The sequence below is a fragment of the Lentibacillus salinarum genome, from assembly GCF_042679865.1.
Taxonomy (GTDB): Bacteria; Bacillota; Bacilli; order Bacillales; family Amphibacillaceae; genus Lentibacillus; species Lentibacillus salinarum.
Window position 1 is genome coordinate 1 of the sequence record NZ_JBHTNH010000010.1, and the last position, 18320, is coordinate 18320.

The 18320-nt window shown below is 45.4% G+C and carries 13 protein-coding genes and 1 tRNA gene; 12 read left to right on the forward strand and 2 right to left on the reverse strand.

Going from position 1 to position 18320, the window contains the following annotated elements:
• From ACFQ4A_RS06510 to ACFQ4A_RS06520, 3 genes are all read left to right on the forward strand, one after another.
• Positions 1-233, forward strand: a 233-nt coding sequence (locus ACFQ4A_RS06510) for a hypothetical protein (protein ID WP_382398799.1), incomplete at its 5' end; no start/stop codon positions are given.
• 694 nt (positions 234-927) lie between these two features.
• Complete coding sequence (locus tag ACFQ4A_RS06515; RefSeq protein ID WP_382398801.1) at positions 928-3195, forward strand: YhgE/Pip family protein; 2268 nt, start codon at positions 928-930, stop codon at positions 3193-3195.
• A 178-nt stretch (positions 3196-3373) separates the two neighbouring features.
• Entirely contained in the window at positions 3374-4336 is a 963-nt protein-coding gene (locus ACFQ4A_RS06520) for an alpha/beta hydrolase (protein WP_382398803.1), read from the forward strand.
• 174 nt (positions 4337-4510) lie between these two features.
• On the opposite strand, the gene ACFQ4A_RS06525 is transcribed toward ACFQ4A_RS06520, so the two are convergent.
• On the reverse strand, positions 4511-6511 hold the full coding sequence (locus ACFQ4A_RS06525) for a S9 family peptidase (protein WP_382398805.1): 2001 nt from the start codon (positions 6509-6511) through the stop codon (positions 4511-4513).
• 109 nt (positions 6512-6620) lie between these two features.
• A complete protein-coding gene (gene dat / locus ACFQ4A_RS06530) occupies positions 6621-7484 on the reverse strand; it encodes a D-amino-acid transaminase (RefSeq protein WP_382398807.1) in 864 nt (287 codons plus the stop codon).
• Positions 7485-7596: 112 nt separating this feature from the next.
• On the opposite strand from dat, the gene ACFQ4A_RS06535 reads away from it, so the two are divergent.
• The 9 genes from ACFQ4A_RS06535 (at position 7597) to odhB (ending at position 18232) form a co-directional block, all read left to right on the forward strand.
• Positions 7597-8286, forward strand: coding sequence for a Crp/Fnr family transcriptional regulator (locus ACFQ4A_RS06535; RefSeq protein WP_382398809.1), 690 nt, complete (start codon positions 7597-7599; stop codon positions 8284-8286).
• 221 nt (positions 8287-8507) lie between these two features.
• Positions 8508-8581: transfer RNA gene (locus ACFQ4A_RS06540), tRNA-Gly, on the forward strand.
• 143 nt (positions 8582-8724) lie between these two features.
• Positions 8725-10428 (forward strand): ABC-ATPase domain-containing protein, encoded by a 1704-nt coding sequence (locus ACFQ4A_RS06545; RefSeq protein WP_382398811.1) that lies wholly within the window; start codon positions 8725-8727, stop codon positions 10426-10428.
• 33 nt (positions 10429-10461) lie between these two features.
• Positions 10462-11604, forward strand: a complete 1143-nt coding sequence (queG, locus tag ACFQ4A_RS06550; RefSeq protein ID WP_382398813.1) for a tRNA epoxyqueuosine(34) reductase QueG — start codon at positions 10462-10464, stop codon at positions 11602-11604.
• A 30-nt stretch (positions 11605-11634) separates the two neighbouring features.
• Positions 11635-12141: a methylated-DNA--[protein]-cysteine S-methyltransferase gene (locus ACFQ4A_RS06555; protein WP_382398815.1), complete on the forward strand. Its 507-nt coding sequence runs from the start codon at positions 11635-11637 to the stop codon at positions 12139-12141.
• 52 nt (positions 12142-12193) lie between these two features.
• Positions 12194-13039: an amidase domain-containing protein gene (locus ACFQ4A_RS06560; protein WP_382398817.1), complete on the forward strand. Its 846-nt coding sequence runs from the start codon at positions 12194-12196 to the stop codon at positions 13037-13039.
• A gap of 46 nt (positions 13040-13085) precedes the next feature.
• Positions 13086-13559: a tRNA (cytidine(34)-2'-O)-methyltransferase gene (locus ACFQ4A_RS06565; RefSeq protein WP_382398819.1), complete on the forward strand. Its 474-nt coding sequence runs from the start codon at positions 13086-13088 to the stop codon at positions 13557-13559.
• A gap of 517 nt (positions 13560-14076) precedes the next feature.
• A complete protein-coding gene (locus ACFQ4A_RS06570; RefSeq protein ID WP_382398821.1) occupies positions 14077-16935 on the forward strand; it encodes a 2-oxoglutarate dehydrogenase E1 component in 2859 nt (952 codons plus the stop codon).
• The gene (gene odhB, locus ACFQ4A_RS06575; RefSeq protein ID WP_382398823.1) at positions 16928-18232 is read left to right on the forward strand and encodes a 2-oxoglutarate dehydrogenase complex dihydrolipoyllysine-residue succinyltransferase; all 1305 of its coding nucleotides are present in this window, start codon (positions 16928-16930) and stop codon (positions 18230-18232) included. Before ACFQ4A_RS06570 ends, odhB begins: the two co-directional genes overlap by 8 nt.
• The last annotated feature ends 88 nt before the right edge of the window (positions 18233-18320 follow it).

An 18320-nucleotide genomic window follows, 5' to 3' on the forward strand; every position in this document is an offset into this window, starting at 1 on the left:
TATCTTTAAATTACCATCCACCAGCCCTGTGCCTGGATGTTATACGAAACGTTTTAACGGGAAACGTGAAGATTGGAAGCAAATTTAGACTTTATTTGATGGATTCCGCATCCGAATATGGTATAATTGAATTAAGACAAAAGTATGATTTTATAGGTGGCACTGGAACTTATTGTATAAGTGGGCTAAAAAATTTAAATATCATTTTAATGAATAATGGTCGCTCCAACTAAATAAAATGACATTGGCTGTTTTTTTGGCGGATGAGAAAGATAAATCTTTCTTTTGCATATGTGCAAATTTGGCTTGGCGATAAGCCACGTGATCTAACAAGGCCGTAAACAGGCCGCAAGCGGCAACTTGCGGCCCGGACGGTTATCCTATGAGTGTGGCGGCCTCGATCAGGGACCGAAAAAAGTAATGCCCCCGGATTTTAGCTTGATCATTCGACGGGGGATTACTTTTTTTCATTGGAATCAACAATTAACAATACAAGCGTGCCGAACATGAGCATCAACTCAAGGGTCTTGTCAATTGGAATCACTTACGTCTACCCCCTTCATTTAAGGGATTTGAAGCCGACAAGCAAGGGAAAACCCACTTGCTTTTTTCTCCGTAAGCACACTCCAGAATAACCCGTCCCTTTCATTATACTACATATGGACTGGAAAAGCTTGTAATTCTCAATAAATGGTAAATTGTTCTCATAAGTCTGTTAATTATAATTCCTCTGCGTGCTATTTTGTTTCCTCGTAATGGTTTTTGAAAGACTGCCCTTCAATGAACTCCGTTTTAAAAAGTTTGATAACAAAGCACATGTTCTTTCTAATGTGACTTTTTTGGGGCTGATGCTATAATGTTTAAATATGGCATTATGACAAATACCTAGAATATATAAGTGTCTAGATTGGAACAAGGAGCAAAACCATGAAAAACAGCAGGATGATTTACGTAAGGGATATGAACAATATTGCTAGAAACTGGGTTGCAGCGATTCTAATTGGTGGTCTGATTATACTGCCATCGCTGTATGCCTGGTTCAATATCATAGCGTCCTGGGATCCGTACGGCCAGACAGACCAGATCCCAATTGGCGTGGTGAACGAAGACACAGGTTCGGAGGTACGTGGTGAAGACATCGATGTCGGTAATGATGTTGTGGACACCCTTAAACATAACGACTCGATGGACTGGCATTTCACAAACCGTGAAGATGCTATGAAAAATCTGAAATATGGTGATTATTTTGCTGTCATTATCGTTCCGGAAGATTTTTCGGAAAAACTGACAACCGTTATCTCGGATCAACCGGAAAAAAGTGAAATGGAATACTATGTAAACGAAAAAATTAATGCCATAGCACCTAAAATTACGGATAAGGGCGCCGGTACGATTGTCGAGCAGGTCACCAGCAAATTCATATCCACGGTGAATGGCGTTATTTTTGATATGTTTGACGAAATCGGCATTGAATTAAATGAAAATCTGCCGGATATCCGAAAGTTTGAGGATTATATCTTTACGATGGAAGACGAACTGCCGGAGATTCACGATTTGGTCTCCAGCGGACTTGAGGATACAGAAAATGCTCAGGCCATCATTAAGGAAGCCCAGGAAAAGATTCCAGAGGCCGAGCAGACAACAAACAGTGGTCTTGAAACAGTCAAGGAGACATCTAGCTTATTAACGAAAGCGGCGGATCGCTTGAATGAATTGGCGCCGCAGATTGTGGAAGATTTGCAGAAAGCACAAACCACAGCTGAAGATATTCATCAACTGCTTCAGGATGTCCAGGGACAGGACATTGATTTCAGCAGAGGCAAAGAGCTTGAGCAGAATATCAGTGGCTCATTGGATGATGCCACAAACCGGATCGGTGACATCGAAGCAGCATTGCAGCAGCTGAAGGAAATGAATCGGAACCAGCAGGATGGTGACCCTTCAGGCGGTGATGGCGAGGGGAGTGACAATAGTGGCCAGGACGGTCCAGGAGACTCCTCCAATCAGGGTGATAGTGCTTCGCAGAATACGAACAACCAGAATCAAGTGATCGATGATGCGTTAGAGCAGCTGGTTACACTTCGCAAGGCCCTTGAAGAGGCACAGCAGAACGGTGGTCAAATCACATCATTCATTAACGATAAGCAACAGGAAGTGGATTCAATCCTTTCCGATCTTGAAGACCTATCCGGCAACACGGCAAATCGAATTGGCGATTTTTTGGCAGATTATCAAGAAAATATTGAGCCCGAAGTCAGACAGAAAATAGGTAATGCCCAGCAGACGTTATCGAATGCCAATGAGATTTTAAATGGGATTCAATCAACCATACCAGAAGTGAAGCGCGTTCTTAACAATACGGATGAGGACATTGGGAAAGGTCAGGATTACCTTCATACCATTCTTGGTGAGTATCCCTACGTCAATGAAAAAGTTAATAAGCTTGCTGACAAGATCCGTGATATTCAGGACGAAGCGGATATTAACGAGATTATTGCGTTATTACGGAACGACCCGGAAGCAGAGCGCGGTTTTTTTGAAGAACCGGTCAAACTGAATAAGAATGAGGTTTTTCCAATTCAGAATTACGGCACCGGGATGACACCATTTTACACGGTGCTCGCCATTTGGGTCGGTGGCTTGTTGCTGATTTCTCTGCTGGCTGCAGATGTGCATCATAAGGAAGAGTTGACAGGCCGGGAACGGTATTTCGGTAAACTGTTCACATTTGGCACCATCGGATTATTACAGGCACTTGTTGTGACACTGGGTGATATATTCATTCTGGATATCAATATGGTACACCCGGTATGGTTTGTCATATTTGGTCTGTTCATCAGTCTGGTGTTCATGCTTATTACGTACACACTCGTTTCCCTATTCGGTGATGTCGGGAAGGCAATGGTGATCGTCCTGCTGGTTCTGCAGATTGCTGGAGCCGGTGGAACGTACCCGGTTGTGCTGTTGCCGGAGTTTTTCCAAAAAATCAACCCATTCCTGCCATTCACCTATGCTATTGATCTTATGCGGGAAGCAGTCGGGGGTATTATATGGGAGACCGTTATACACGATGTGGTCATCCTGGCATCATTCGGAATTGGCTTTCTGCTGTTCGGTGCATTGTTAAAAAACGTGCTCAACAAACAGACAGAACAACTGATGAAAAAATCCAGAGAAGCAGGTTTATTCCACTGAAGAGGCGGTTCTCATATGCAGCGGACAGAGCATTCTGTCCGTTTTTGCTATACGGCGATACAATTCTGTTTACTGACTATCAATGAAATTCCATGAATTGCTATACGCTAAACAGCCCGGGTCTTTGTATAGTCCTGTATAATACAGATAGACGATTTTTTGGGAAAGAGGGGAAAATGTGAAACGAAAACGATGGCTAAAAATTATTATCGGCATTGTAAGTGTCGCTTTAATCATAGATATTATCGCCAGTTTTTATTTCTATCAGCTGGCCATTGACCGCAATCAGAAGGATTTTTTGCAGGGGAATGAGGATTTGGAAGTATCGGCTGAAACAATGGAAGAACTGCTGGAAGGTGACTGGCGGACATGGGTTGATCAGCAGACATTTGACGAGTGGGAAATGACATCGGATGATGGGCTGGAATTGACGGGCTACTTTCTTGAAGCAGAAGAGCCGACCAATAAAGTTATCGTCATGGCCCATGGGTATCTTGGAAATGCGATGGACATGGGGTTGTTCGGTCAGTATTATTATGAGCAGGAAGGCTATAACCTGTTTACAGCAGACGCCAGGGGCCATGGTGCAAGCGGTGGTGATTACATCGGTTTCGGCTGGCATGACCGTCTGGATTATGTGGACTGGATTGATAAGATAATTGACACCTATGGGGAGGATACAGAAATCATTCTGCACGGAATCTCCATGGGTGCGGCAACCGTACTCATGACTGCTGGTGAAGACCTCCCGGATAATGTCAAAGCCGTTATTGCTGACAGTCCCTACACGAGTGTGAACGATTTGTTCGCATACCAGATGGACCGGATGTTTCATTTGCCGGCGTTCCCATTTCTGCCATCTACCAGTGTGGTGACGGAATTAAGGGCAGGCTATTCGTTGAAAGAAGCCTCAGCTCTGAAGCAGGTCAAAAAAGCGGATGTTCCAATATTATATATTCATGGGAACGCCGATACGTTTGTGCCCGCCACCATGTCGCAAACACTCTATGAAAATACGAAAAGTGAAGCACAGCTTATGACAGTAGACAATGCCGGGCACGGGGAGTCATTTGTCGTTACCAAAGAAAGATACATTGACAAGCTCAATACCTTTTTGGCTGAGTATGCGAATTGGCCATAAGAAAAACTCGGCTTCCGCCTCGTCTTTCCAGAGGTCAGAGGCCGGAAGTCAGACTTGAAGAAATCGGCGAACCAGCCGATTTCACGATTATAGACTTAACCTGAAATGTTATACTTTTGTATCTTTAAAAAAAGCGGACGTATCCCGTTTGTGGGAACGTCCGCTTTTTGTTTTTTACAAGTATTGCTCAAACCAGCGCGTGATGTGGTTCAAGCGTTCGATACGCATTTCCGGCTTGCCGCTCCGGCTCAATTCATGATTGGCATCGGGGAAGCGGACAAATTCAACGTCTTTCTTCATATGTTTTAATGTCACAAATAGTTGCTCACTTTGTTCGATCGGACAGCGATAATCATTTTCCCCGTGCACAATCAACAAAGGTGTTTCCATGTTTTCGGCATACTTCAGCGGTGAGAAATCCCACAGTTGAGCAGGATCTTCCAGCAGGTTTTTGCCCAGTTCCCACTTTGTAAAGAAATAACCAATATCGCTGACACCGTAAAAACTGAGCCAGTTACTGATACAGCGTTGTGTTACCGCTGCTTTAAACCGGTTGGTATGGCCGATAATCCAGTTGGTCATAAACCCGCCATAACTGCCGCCAGTTACGCCGAGACGTTCCTCATCAATGAAATCATATGTTTCCAGCACGTCGTCAACAGCGCTCATCAAATCGGTATAGTCCTTACCGCCATAATCTGTACGGCAGGCATCGACAAACGCTTGACCGTATCCGTGGCTTCCGCGGGGATTGGTGTACAGGACAACATAGCCTTTAGCAGCAAGCAGCTGCATTTCGTGGAAAAATGTCTGTCCGTACATGGCATGCGGTCCGCCGTGCACTTCCAGCACAAATGGATATTTTTTGCCTTCTTCAAACCCATAAGGCCGTAGCAACCAGCCCTGAATTTCCCAACCGTCGTCTGCCTCGAATGTCAGTGTTTCTGGCTCGCTCAACGCGACCTCATCCAAAAATGCCCTATTGGCATCTGTTAACCGACTGATGTGTCCTTTTTTGTCCAGTTGATAGAAGTTGCCCGGATTGGTCGGTGTACTGATGCCAAGAATAAACGTTCCTTCGTGATACGAAAAGCCAAACACATGGCTGTTTTCCTTGTACATCACTGTTAAGTCACCATCAAGGCTGGCCTGGTAAATACCGGTCGCCCCGAAATCAGTCGCAATAAAAAATAAATGTGCTTCGTCTTCATGCCAAACGGGGCCATTTTCGGATTGTCCCATTCGGGTATCACCGATCATCGCATCACCAAGCTGAATATCCCATACATGGCTTAAGCACGACCGGTCTCCTGTTTCGGCATCAAATACGAATAATTCATTCAAGGTGGCCCCCTGGTAGGCGAAATCATGGCCGAGGCAGGCGATTTTTCCGCCGCTTGGTGAGAATCGTGCGTTTCCATACTGGCCCTTACCGTTCGTTAAAGTCGTGATGTTCTTTGTTGCCAGATCAAGGAGGTAAAGGTCATTGGTCAGTTCGTAATCCCGGTCTTCACTGAGGTTGGCACTGAATAATAGCTGTTGGTCATCCGGTGATATATCCTCGAAATGGTGGTCCGTGTAAGCTGAAGTCAGCTGTTCAAACGTTTCATTCGCAACGTCATAGCGGATAATCTGTGTACGTTTAGCATCGTGGAATCCACTGGCGTCTGATTTATACTTTAACCGGTTGATAACTAGCGGCTGTTTCCGTTTTTTCTCTTTTTCTTTTTGGCGTTCTTCTTCGTTTGGTTCTTGTTGATCGTTTGCGTCGTCCGCTTCTTCCAGTGGTGCGCTGAAAATGATAGATTGGCCATCCTTGGACCATTCCGGGTTACCAGCACCATGTTTGAAGGTTGTCAGCTGTTTCGCTTCACCGCCATCCGTATGTAACAGCCATAATTGTGGTATCCCAGTGCGCGTTGATTGAAACACAACATTTTGGCCATCTGGCGAAAAACGCGGGTGACTATTCTGAGCGTCAGCAAATGTCCATTGTGTCGCCTTTTGGTCGTTTAACGCTTGAAAAAACACGTGCGACGTATAATCGTTGTCATCGTTTGCGGCGGTGGAGACAAAGGTATAGCCGTGTCCATCGGGTGTGAACTGCGGATCACTATAAACATTAATCTTTTTCAGGTCTTTTGCCGTCAATGCCTGCTTTGCCTTATCATTCATAATGGATCCTCCTTGTTAAGATGTGAATTTGTTTCATAGTAAACTATTTCGGGTGACGAATCAAATGTATTTTACTGAAAAAAGAAAAGCCTTTTGAAAAGTCAAAAGGCTAGTGTTTTACTTCAGAGAGATTAGCATCTGTTTCATAGACTTCCTGAATTTGCCGGGTTATTTTTCCTGGTTTCCCATCGGCGACCGGTTCTCCGTCAATTTCCACGACAGGCATAACTTCAGACGTGCTGCTGGACAGGAATAATTCATCAGCATCCGCGATCGCGTCAACGGAAAAAGCTTCTTCCATAAACGGAATTTCCAAATCAGCAGCAAATTGTTCAACGCGCATACGAACACAGCCGTGCAGAATATGGTTTGTGGCTGGGTGTGTGTAAATATGGCCGTCTTTGACAAGGTAAATATTTGACGAACTGCATTCAGTGACAAGGCCATCCTTTTGTAGAATCGCTTCATAACAGCCGTTTTCTTGTGCTTCCTGTTTGGCAAGTACGTTCGGCAGCAGGTTCAGACTTTTAATATAGCAGTTTTCCCAACGGGTATCACGATGGGTAATAGCTGCGACACCGTTTGTCAGTTGTTGCAGTTTACGCGGCATCTCCCGGATATAAGCATAGACATTAGCTGGTGTATCATCCGGAAAAGCATGATTGCGCGGGGCTGATCCACGCGTAGCCTGCAGATAGACAATGCCGTCTTCTGTTATGGCGTTCTTGCTCAGCAATTCCTGTAACAGGCTGGTAATTTCTTGATTGGAAAATGGCAGTTCAATTTTGATCGCATCAGCAGACCGGAATAATCGATCGATATGTTCGGTGAGCAAATAATAGGAACCTTGATAAATGCGGATGACTTCATAGACCCCGTCGCCAAACTGCAGTCCTCGTTCTTCAAAAGGGTATGTCAGATCGTCACGGCTGATAAAGCTAGTTTGTGATAGAATAATAGGATAAACAGACACTTCATATGCCTCCTTAAAAAGTTATTTTCTGTAAAGCGTGATAATCGTCACAGAATAATCGTTTTACATCCCCTAAAATGTGGTATATGCAAGCGTATAGGGGGGACCGGAAATGGAACCATTAATGGAACGGTTAAATCATCAGGAACGTGAAAACCTTATAGCCGCTTCACATCGACTGCATGTGCCGAAAAATTCCTCTGTTTTCAAAGAAGGTGCACGCGCTGATTATTTGTATTTGATACATAATGGGAGCGTACGTATTTTTAAAAGTATTGAACCGGCCAAAGATTTGACCATCTTTACACGCGGTGCAAATGATGGATTTGGTGAAATCGGTGTGTTTGGTGGTGTCAACTACTCAAACTCGGCAAAAGCCATGCAGGATACTGAGCTATACAGGATCAAACGTGAAACGATTACTGACATTTTATCACAAAATGGCTGGCTCAGTCTGCACTTTACCCGCTGGATTGCTGAATCTTTGGAAGCAAGCAAAGCTAAAATGCGTGACTATATCGCTTTCGGGTCAGAAGGTGCTGTTGCTTCTGTCTTTGTCCGTTATGCGAATATGTACGGGGTCGTAACGCCCAAAGGTATTTCGATTACGGAGCCGATCATGATTCAGGACATCAGTAGACATATCGCCGTTTCCCGTGAAACTGTTAGCCGGATCGTTAATAAGTGGAAAAAAATGGGTGTTATTTCCAGTGGGGACAAGCATTTTCAGGTTATTGACATGGCCTATTTCAGGAAGATGCTTGCCTGCCATCAATGCAGTGTCGAAAATTGCGTCTTGTAGCCCTTGTTTATAACTATAATCGTATAGAGGCTGGAAAAGGTGGCGTGAAAAAAATTTTTTAGGACGCCCCTTTTTTGGTTGTGGGTTCGATTATAGTCATAACAGAAGTAAGCTAGAAAAATTAAAAAACGGTTGATTCGTCTTTGTTGAGTTGGTATAATATATTACATTCTTATAAAAATATTCACAGTTCATAAGCAAAAAATTATTTCGGATGCCATGCGGGTGTAGTTTAGTGGTAAAATCTCAGCTTCCCAAGCTGATGTCGTGGGTTCGATCCCCATCACCCGCTCCATACACATATGTCACAACGCAGTGTTTCGCCATATAACGAAGCATTGCGTTTTTTCATAGGATAACCGTTGCTTTGCTATACTTGAATGTGTCTTAATAACCATGTATTCTGAATTTGAAACTAAGATAGTTGAGGGATATGATATGAAACAATTAAGACAGATATTAAAACAGATTGATGGAAAAGGTTATAAAGCGTATAAAGGTATTCAAGGTCATTACAAATTTTCCGACTTTGATTTATTTATCGATTATGTACAGGGAGACCCGTTTGCGTCACCATCCAAAATACGAGCTGTTATACCAACCAAAAAACGCTCACTACAGGCAAGTTGGCTGGAATCCTCCAGGCGCAGAGTGGCGACAGAGGACGTCCTTGCCCGGAAAGTAGGCACGGCCATTGCCAAAGGTCATTTTTCCATTAAAGGATCGGGAAAAAGTGGCAGTATTCAATTTGACCGGCCGGGACAGGAAGTGCTCGAGCGGAGTGCAGTCCAGGCCGATGACGCCTCGATTACAGTCTGTATATCGGTCGGCTTGCCGGCGAACGGCCGGAAAATCAATGGCAAGGAAGCTGAGAAGTTATTTTTCAATGCCATACCTGATATTTTAAAACAGTCCATTTTCGCAATCACCGATAACGAGATTGAAAACGCGGTCCAATTGGCCGATCAGCAGGAAGCCATCCGAGCGGAAATGCGCCAAAACAACTGGATTTCATTCATTGCCAATGGTTCCATCCTGCCAAGAGAAAGTGGCATCAGTCATCGGCCGTTAAAAGCTGCGGTTCCGTTTCAGAGCCCTGAGGAAAATGAAGTGGCGATTGAAATCCCGCATCGAACAGAGCCGGTAAAAGGCATGGCGATTAAAAAAGGCATCACGCTGATTGTCGGTGGTGGTTATCACGGAAAAAGTACGATTCTGGAGGCGATGGAGCGCGGTGTGTATGCGCATACCAGTGGGGATGGCCGTGAATATGTTCTCACCGATCCGGACGCTGTCAAAATCCGGGCTGAAGACGGCCGGCAAGTAACGGGTGTCAATATTTCGCCGTTTATCAATAACTTGCCGCATAAGCAGGATACACATTTTTTCTCAACCGAAAATGCCAGCGGAAGTACCTCTCAGGCAGCCAATGTCATGGAAGCACTGGAAGCAGGGGCCGGGACACTGCTGATTGATGAGGACACGAGTGCGACGAATTTCATGATCCGTGATCAGCGTATGCAGCAGCTTGTCCATAAAGATAAAGAACCGATTACGCCGTTCATTGACAACATTAAGCAAATGCATGATCAGCTTGATGTATCAACCATTCTCGTGATGGGGGGCTCTGGTGATTACTTCGATGTGGCGGATACCGTTATCATGATGGAAGCATATAAGCCTTACAATGTGACAGCAGAAGCGAAACGGATTGTGTCGGAAAACCCGACTAACCGGGAGGCGGTAACAACTGACACGTTTGGCCGCATCAGTGAGCGGTATTTCCAGCAGTCATCACTGCAGACAAGAAAAGGGAATAAATCCAAAACACAGGCGAAAGGACTGACGACCATTTTAATGGGCCGGACCGATATCACATTTGCCGATACAGAGCAGCTGGTCGACACGTCTCAGACACGAATGATTGCAGAAATGATTCAACACCTTGACCGGACCAACGCGCTTGGCAGCAAATCACTGTATGAACTGCTGGATGAAATCGAGCAGCAAATGGATCAAAAAGGGCTGGCATCATTTACAGTGTTTAAAGACCAGCATCCGGGGGATATCGCCCGGCCGAGACGGTATGAAATTGCGGCAGTCCTTAACAGGATGCGTACAGCCAACATTAAGCAGCAATAAGTGCCACAACAAACAGAAAAGGAGGCAGCCCGAATGAATACGAATCAGCTGAGACAGGACATTATTGATTACAGCCAGAAAATCGGCATTGATAAAATCGGGTTTGCTTCTGCTGATATATTTGAAGGATTGAAACAACGATTGAAGCGGCAGCAGGAACTCGGCTATCAGTCTGGTTTTGAAAAAGGGTCGGTTGACGAACGGACCGAGCCGGCGCGGCTGCTGCCGGAGGCCAAGTCGATCATTTCGATTGCCTTGGCCTATCCTTCCCGTATTAAGGATGGCCCCAAAAGCACGAAGGAGGAGCGACGGGGTGTTTTTTGCCGGGCTTCATGGGGGACTGACTATCACGACGTACTCAGGGAAAAACTGGGAAAACTTGAGACGTTTATTAAAGCGCGCGTACCCGATGCCAATACAAAAATAATGGTCGATACCGGTGAACTATCCGACCGTGCTGTCGCTGAACGGGCCGGTATCGGGTTCAGCGGAAAAAATACCGCCATCATCACGCCTGAATTCGGTTCATATGTTTACCTTGGTGAATTGATGACGAATATTCCGTTTGTGCCGGATACACCGCTGGAAGACGGGTGCGGCTCCTGCAGGAAATGTCTCGATGCTTGTCCGACCGGTGCACTCGTCCAGGGCGGTCAGTTGAATGCACAGCGATGTCTGGCGTTTTTAACGCAGACGAAGGATTTTATGCCGGATGAATTCCGTCCGAAAATCGGCAATTTCATCTATGGTTTCGATACATGTCAGGTTGTTTGCCCATACAATAAACAAGTTGATTTTCATAACCACCCGGAATTTGAACCGGAACCGGACGTGGCCAAACCGAAACTGAAACCCATGCTTCGGGTTTCGAACCGGGAATTTAAAGAGACATTCGGGCATATTGCCGGTTCATGGCGCGGTAAAAAACCGCTGCAGCGCAATGCCTTAATAGCCCTTGCGCATTACAAGGATAAGACAGCTGTTGATACTATTATCGTTGTCATGAACGAGGACCCGAGGCCGGTCATCCGGGGGACAGCGGCTTGGTCACTCGGTAAAATTGGCACTGATAAAGCCTATGCTGCTATAAGGGAAGCAATGGAAAAGGAATCGGATGAGCAAGTACTGACTGAAATGGAAAAAGGACTGGCGTTTCAGGAGGTGTCGGCCACCTGATCGAGAATGACCGAAAAAGAGGTGTTCGTTATGAATTTTTATTACGATGAAATGGATTCCCCGGTTGGCATGCTCACCATTATGACGGATGGGGAGAAAGCGATCCGGATTGATTATGGCCCCTTTGCAGAACTTGAAGCCAGCATGCAAAAATGGGCCAAACGTTATTTTGAACATCCAGCGTTTATACAGAATTCCGAACAGGTGGATCATGTTAAAAGTGAACTGCTTGACTATTTTCAGGGAAAACGGCAAGATTTCTCATTTGCTTTTGCGTTCCACGGCACACCGTTTCAGCAAAAAGTCTGGCATGCTTTGTATGACGCGATTCCATACGGTCAGACACGGACGTACAAAGATATTGCTGAAGTGATTGGTAAGCCGAAAGCCATCCGTGCAGTCGGCGGTGCAGTCAATAAAAATCCATTTTCGATTGTGGTGCCATGCCATCGTGTCATTGGGTCAAATGGTAAAATGGTAGGTTATGGCGGCGGCGTGGACAAAAAAGAATTTCTGCTGGCTCATGAAGCGAAATAACAGGATTTGGACAACGATTCTCTCCATATACTGACAATGGAGGGGATTTTTTATGGAGAAACTGAAACATGACTGGCTTGACTTTTTCCAGTCTGATCGTCAGGTGAACAGTTGGTGGCGCCGGAAAAAGGATCTGCATCGCAGCCGCGACGCTGAAGTTGTAAGAATCAGGGGAGAGGGCCATGTTTTTGAGGCGCTTCGATACACCGGGCAAACGGTCTGCCGTTATTTATTGCACGTGTCGTTTCTGATTAAACAGCAGCAGCAATTTTTCCAGGAGGAACAGGTCATTCCGTTCCAGTTCAGATGGGAAAATGGCGAAATAGTGGATCATAAAATAGCAGAAAGGCCGTACCGGACAGACAATAAGGCGGAACTGGAAACGGCCGCGTTAAGAGAACCTGTCGGGGAACGATTTTCCTATGACAGACGTTCAGCCGTTCAGTATGCAGAACGTTGGTGGAACAGTTATAATTCGGCCTATCGGACGTTTGATGTTGATTGTACTAATTTCGTTTCCCAATGCATGCGGGCTGGTGGGGCGCCGATGCGGGGAGCACCTGACCGGGGAAACGGGTGGTGGTACCAGGATGATAATTGGAGCTACAGTTGGGCGGTGGCTCATTCATTACGCTGGTATTTAAGCGGATCAACTTCGGGTTTAAAAGGAAAAGAAATGGAATCGGCCCGTGAACTTATGCCCGGTGATATTATCTGTTATGACTTTGCAGGTGACGGCCGATGGGATCATAACACGATTGTTGTGACAAAAGATGCTGATGGAATGCCGCTGGTGAATGCGCACACTGATAACAGCCGCAACCGTTATTGGTCGTATGAAGATTCTACCGCTTGGACACCGGATATTCAGTATAAGTTTTTCCAGATTGGGGAGTAGTGCTATAATAATAGAGTCATTTTAGTCAAAAGAGGGGAATGGAACAGTGAGCCTGAATATCGTACTATATCAACCTGAAATTCCGGCAAATACAGGCAACATAGCTAGAACCTGCCTGTCAGCAAATGCAACACTTCATTTAATCCGTCCGCTTGGATTTTCAACTGATGATAAAATGGTCCGGCGGGCGGGGCTCGATTATTGGCGATATGTTGATGTGCGTGAATATGCTGGCATAGAAGATTTGTATACAGCTTTTCCCAATGGTATGTATTATTATATTGAAAATGTCGGGTCCAATTATTACACGGATTATGATTTATCGGATGCCAATCAGGATTTGTTTTTTGTATTTGGCCGTGAAGGCAGTGGGTTTCCGGATGATTTTCTGAATGGAAAAGAGGATCGGTGTTTAAGGGTGCATATGGGTGAAAAAGTCCGTTCATTGAATTTGGCCAATACGGCAGCCATTATTGTTTATGAGGCATTAAGGCAGCAGGGATTTCCGGAGATGCGATAGAAAAACGTCACTATAATAAAAGCATCGGCTGAGTCGCCGATGCTTTTATTATAGTGGCCTCTGAAGAATAGGGGTGCAGAGCACGTTTTTTATTGATCTTTTTTTGGTACGCCGGGTTTAGCTTCATACCCCGCTGTAAAGCAGGAAACCAGAAAAGTGACAGCAACGCCCAATATAAGTGCAAGTTTCATGTTATGGCCTCCTCGTATCGTTTATGTATGCCTCGTTGTGTTTTTATTATGCCCCTATTATATCGGATAATTCCTGTTATGTGAACCAAAAGTGTCGTCAATTGCGCAATGTTATATAATGCGAATTATTTTATTTTTCGAACAGTGGGTTCCTTTATTGTATAAGGGGGTAAAATAGAGTATATTAGTTGATGTAATGAAGGATAAAGTTCTATAATGAAATCTGAGTGTGAAAGCCGTAATAGTACGTGTTCAAGTGCGTGTGTGAAACGTTTGAGCTTCATTCTATTAACGGGATATAGTTAACGATTAATGGGGGTATAGACGTGGCACAAAATGAAGAATCTCACGAAAGATTCTGGGGCAGTTTTCATGGACCGAACATGGGGTATATTGAAGAGCAATACGAATTATATAAAGAAGATCATGACGCGGTTGATCCTTCTTTAAAAGAGCTCTTTGACCAGCATGGTACCCCTGTCCGGGTGCAGGCGTCACAGGGCGCTAGCCAGGAATCGGCTCGATCAACATCGTCCATAGGTGATGTCAAAAAGCTAACCTCAGCAATGCGACTTGTTGAGGCTATTCGTCGTTTTGGCCATCTTGAAGCTGACATTTATCCGGTAGGACGTGATGGGCGAAACACAAATCTTGTCGATCCGGAAACATATGAACTGACCGAAGAAGATTTACGGAGTATTCCTGCTTCCTGGCTGTGGGAGCAAGCGCCGTCCGGTGTGGAAGACGGCTATGACGTCATCCGGGAACTGAAAAAGTTATATTCCGGTACCATAACGTTTGAGTATGATCATGTCAACAATGATGATGAACGAGTATGGTTGTTGGATTATATCGAGTCCGGTAAATATGATGCGGCATTGTCTGATGAAAATAAAAAGAAATTGCTGGAACGCCTGGCTCAAGTTGAAGGATTTGAAGAATTTCTGCAAAAAACATTCGTCGGGCAGAAGCGTTTTTCAATTGAAGGTTTGGAGTCAATGATTCCGATGCTCGACCGGGTTGTCAACAATTCGATTGAAGACCGGATTGAACATATCATGATGGGAATGGCTCATCGGGGACGTCTCAGTGTACTGTCACATGTGCTGGGGAAACCGTTCGATAAAATATTTTCCGAATTTCATCATTCACCTGATAAAGAACTCATTCCTTCCGAAGGGTCAACAGGCATTAATTATGGCTGGACCGGGGATGTGAAGTATCACTTTGGGGCAACGAAGGACGTGAGGGAAGGCGATGAAACGGGAACACGCATTACACTTGCCAACAATCCGTCCCACCTTGAGTTTGTCAATCCGGTTGTGGAAGGCTTTGCTCGTGCAGGTCAGGACGATCGCTCACAAAAAGGTTATCCGGAGCAGGATTACAGCAAAGCACTTCCTGTATTGATTCATGGTGATGCGGCATTTATCGGGGAAGGTGTTGTGGCCGAAACGTTGAACTTCAAGGGACTGCCAGGCTATCAGACAGGTGGAACCCTGCATATTATCGCGAATAATCTGCTCGGTTATACGACCAACCAGCAAGACGGCCGATCAACCCGCTACGCCAGCGATCTGGCTAAAGGGTTCGAAATCCCGATTATTCATGTGAATGGTGATGATCCGGCGGCATGTGTCGTTGCCATCAAAATGGCTTATGAATACCGCCAGAAATTTCATAAAGACTTTTTGATCGATTTAGTTGGCTACCGCCGTTACGGCCATAACGAGATGGATGAACCGCGGGCGACACAGCCTTCCTTGTATCAGGATATTGATAATCATCTGACAGCGGCCAATGTTTTTGCGGAAAGACTGCAAAAAGAGGGTATTGTTGAAGCGGATGAACTGACAAATTTAAAAAATAAAACAGAATCCAGCTTACGGGACATTTATGAAAACATGAAAGAAAATGACTCTGGTGAAGCGGAAGCCAGAAGTATGCCTAAAGCGTTAGCAAATGGACTTGATCAATTTGATACAGCTGTACCACTTAAAACGCTGAAAAAGTTGAATGACGACCTGCAAAAGCGTCCTGAAGGATTTAACGTTTTCCGGAAATTAAAACGGATCCTCAGTCGCCGTGAAAGTGTTCTGGAAGAAGGGAACAAAGCTGACTGGGGTGCCGGAGAGGCGCTGACATACGCATCTATTCTGAATGACGGGATCCCGATTCGTATAACCGGTCAAGACACAGAGCGTGGGACGTTTGCTCACCGCCATTTGGTCCTGCACGATGCTGAAACCGGTGAAACGTACTGTCCGATGCACGGCCTTGATGGTGTTGAGGCGTCATTTGATATCCGGAACAGTCCACTTTCCGAAGCGGGTGTATTAGGCTTCGAATACGGGTATAGTGTGCAGGCACCGAATACGCTTGTTATTTGGGAAGCGCAATTTGGTGACTTTGCTAATGCGGCACAGGTTATTTTCGATCAATTCATTTCGGCAGCACGTGCCAAATGGGGCGATAAATCCAATATGGTTATGTTGCTGCCGCATAGTTATGAAGGTCAGGGTCCTGAACATTCCAGTGCTCGTCTTGAACGCTTTTTGCAACTGGCTGCGGAAAATAATTGGATTGTTGCCAATGTCACGTCAGCAGCGCAATATTTCCATTTGATCCGCCGACAGGCCGCCATGCGTGGTAAAGAAGAAGCACGGCCGTTGATTCTGATGTCACCAAAAAGTTTATTGCGTAACCAGCGAGTTGCTTCCAGTGCGGATGAATTTACGGATGGCAAATTCAAACCTTTAAGACAGCAGCCTAATTTGAAAGTGAGCAAGAAAAACGCAACACGCTTATTAATCGGCAGTGGTAAAGTCATGGTGGACATTGAAGAAGCGATTGTCGATTCGAACGAGACATTTGAATGGCTGCGTGCTTTAAGATTGGAACAAATTTATCCATTCCCGACAAAGCAGCTGGAACAAGAGTTGAAGGAATTACCGAACCTGAAAGAAATCGTCTGGGTCCAGGAAGAGCCACAAAACATGGGCAGCTGGGATTTCGTTGATGATTACTTGCGAGACTTGCTAACGGAAGAACAGACACTCAGATATATCGGACGTCCACATCGTGCATCACCGGCTGTCGGGGAACCGAACGTGGATAAAACGGAACAGCGGCAAATCATTGAACAAGCGATTAATCCGTCAGAAGGAGGAGATTCCAGTGAGTGAAATTAAAATCCCGGAACTTGCAGAGTCGATTACAGAAGGCACCATTTCCCAATGGCTCGTTAATAAAGGTGATAAAGTCGAAAAAGGGGATGCGGTTGTTGAACTGGAAACCGATAAAGTCAATGTCGAAGTAAACACGGATTATGCAGGTGTCATCACTGAGATCATTCATGAGGAAGGCGCCGACGTGGAAGTCGGAGATGTGATTGCCAACGTTGATGAAAATGGTGAAGCGGGCGCCAGTGCGTCTGCTGAAGAAAAAGAAGTCCCAGCTGAGGATACGGGTGCAAAAGAGGAAAAAGCGCCTGCTACCTCCTCAGAAGCGCCGAAGGAAGACAAGCAAAAAGAACAAAACGGACAGGATGACGCCTCAGGCAACAGCCAGGATGTCATTGCCTCACCTGCTGCCCGTAAGCGTGCACGGGAATTGGGCATTGATCTGAGCGATGTGCAGGCGCGCGATCCATTAGGGCGTATTCGTCCGGAAGATGTTGACTCCGCTGCAAAAGGCGGCAGTGAGAAAACAGAATCAAAGCCAGCTGCAAAAGCAGAATCCAAGAATCAGTCAGAACAGCCGGAGAAGACGGAATTTGATAAGCCGGTGGAGCGTATCAAAATGTCCCGCCGCCGCCAAACAATTGCTAACCGGCTCGTAGATGTGCAACAAGAATCAGCTATGCTTACGACATTTAATGAAGTTGACATGTCAGCTATCATGAAGCTGCGTAATCAACGGAAAGAGGACTTTAAGGAAAAGCATGGTGTGAAACTGGGCTTCATGTCCTTCTTTACGAAAGCCGTCATTGGCGCGCTAAAAGACTTCCCGCTTCTGAATGCGGAAATTCAGGGTAAAGAAATTGTTAAGAAAAAGTTCTATGATATCGGGATTGCTGTTTCCACCGATGAAGGTTTGGTCGTGCCGGTTGTACGTGATGCGGATAAGCTGGATTTTGCTGGCGTGGAAAAAGAAATCGGCAACTTGGGCCAAAAAGCCATCAATAAAGAATTGGCATTGAACGATCTGCAGGGCGGAACATTTACAATTACCAATGGTGGTACCTTTGGATCTATGCTGTCCACACCTATCCTTAATTCGCCGCAAGTGGGTATCTTGGGCATGCATAACATTCAAAAACGTCCAGTCGTCATGCCGGATGACTCCATTGAAGTACGTCCGATGATGTACCTGGCAGTATCATATGACCACCGGATTGTAGACGGTAAAGAAGCCGTCCAGTTCCTCGTCCGGATTAAAGAGCTGCTGGAAGACCCATATGACTTATTGCTGGAAGGTTAAATTATAAGAAAAAACCCTCGCTGTGACAGATATCATGGCGAGGGTTTTAAAATTGGATTAATTGTGAAAAGTATTATGTGTGGGTTTT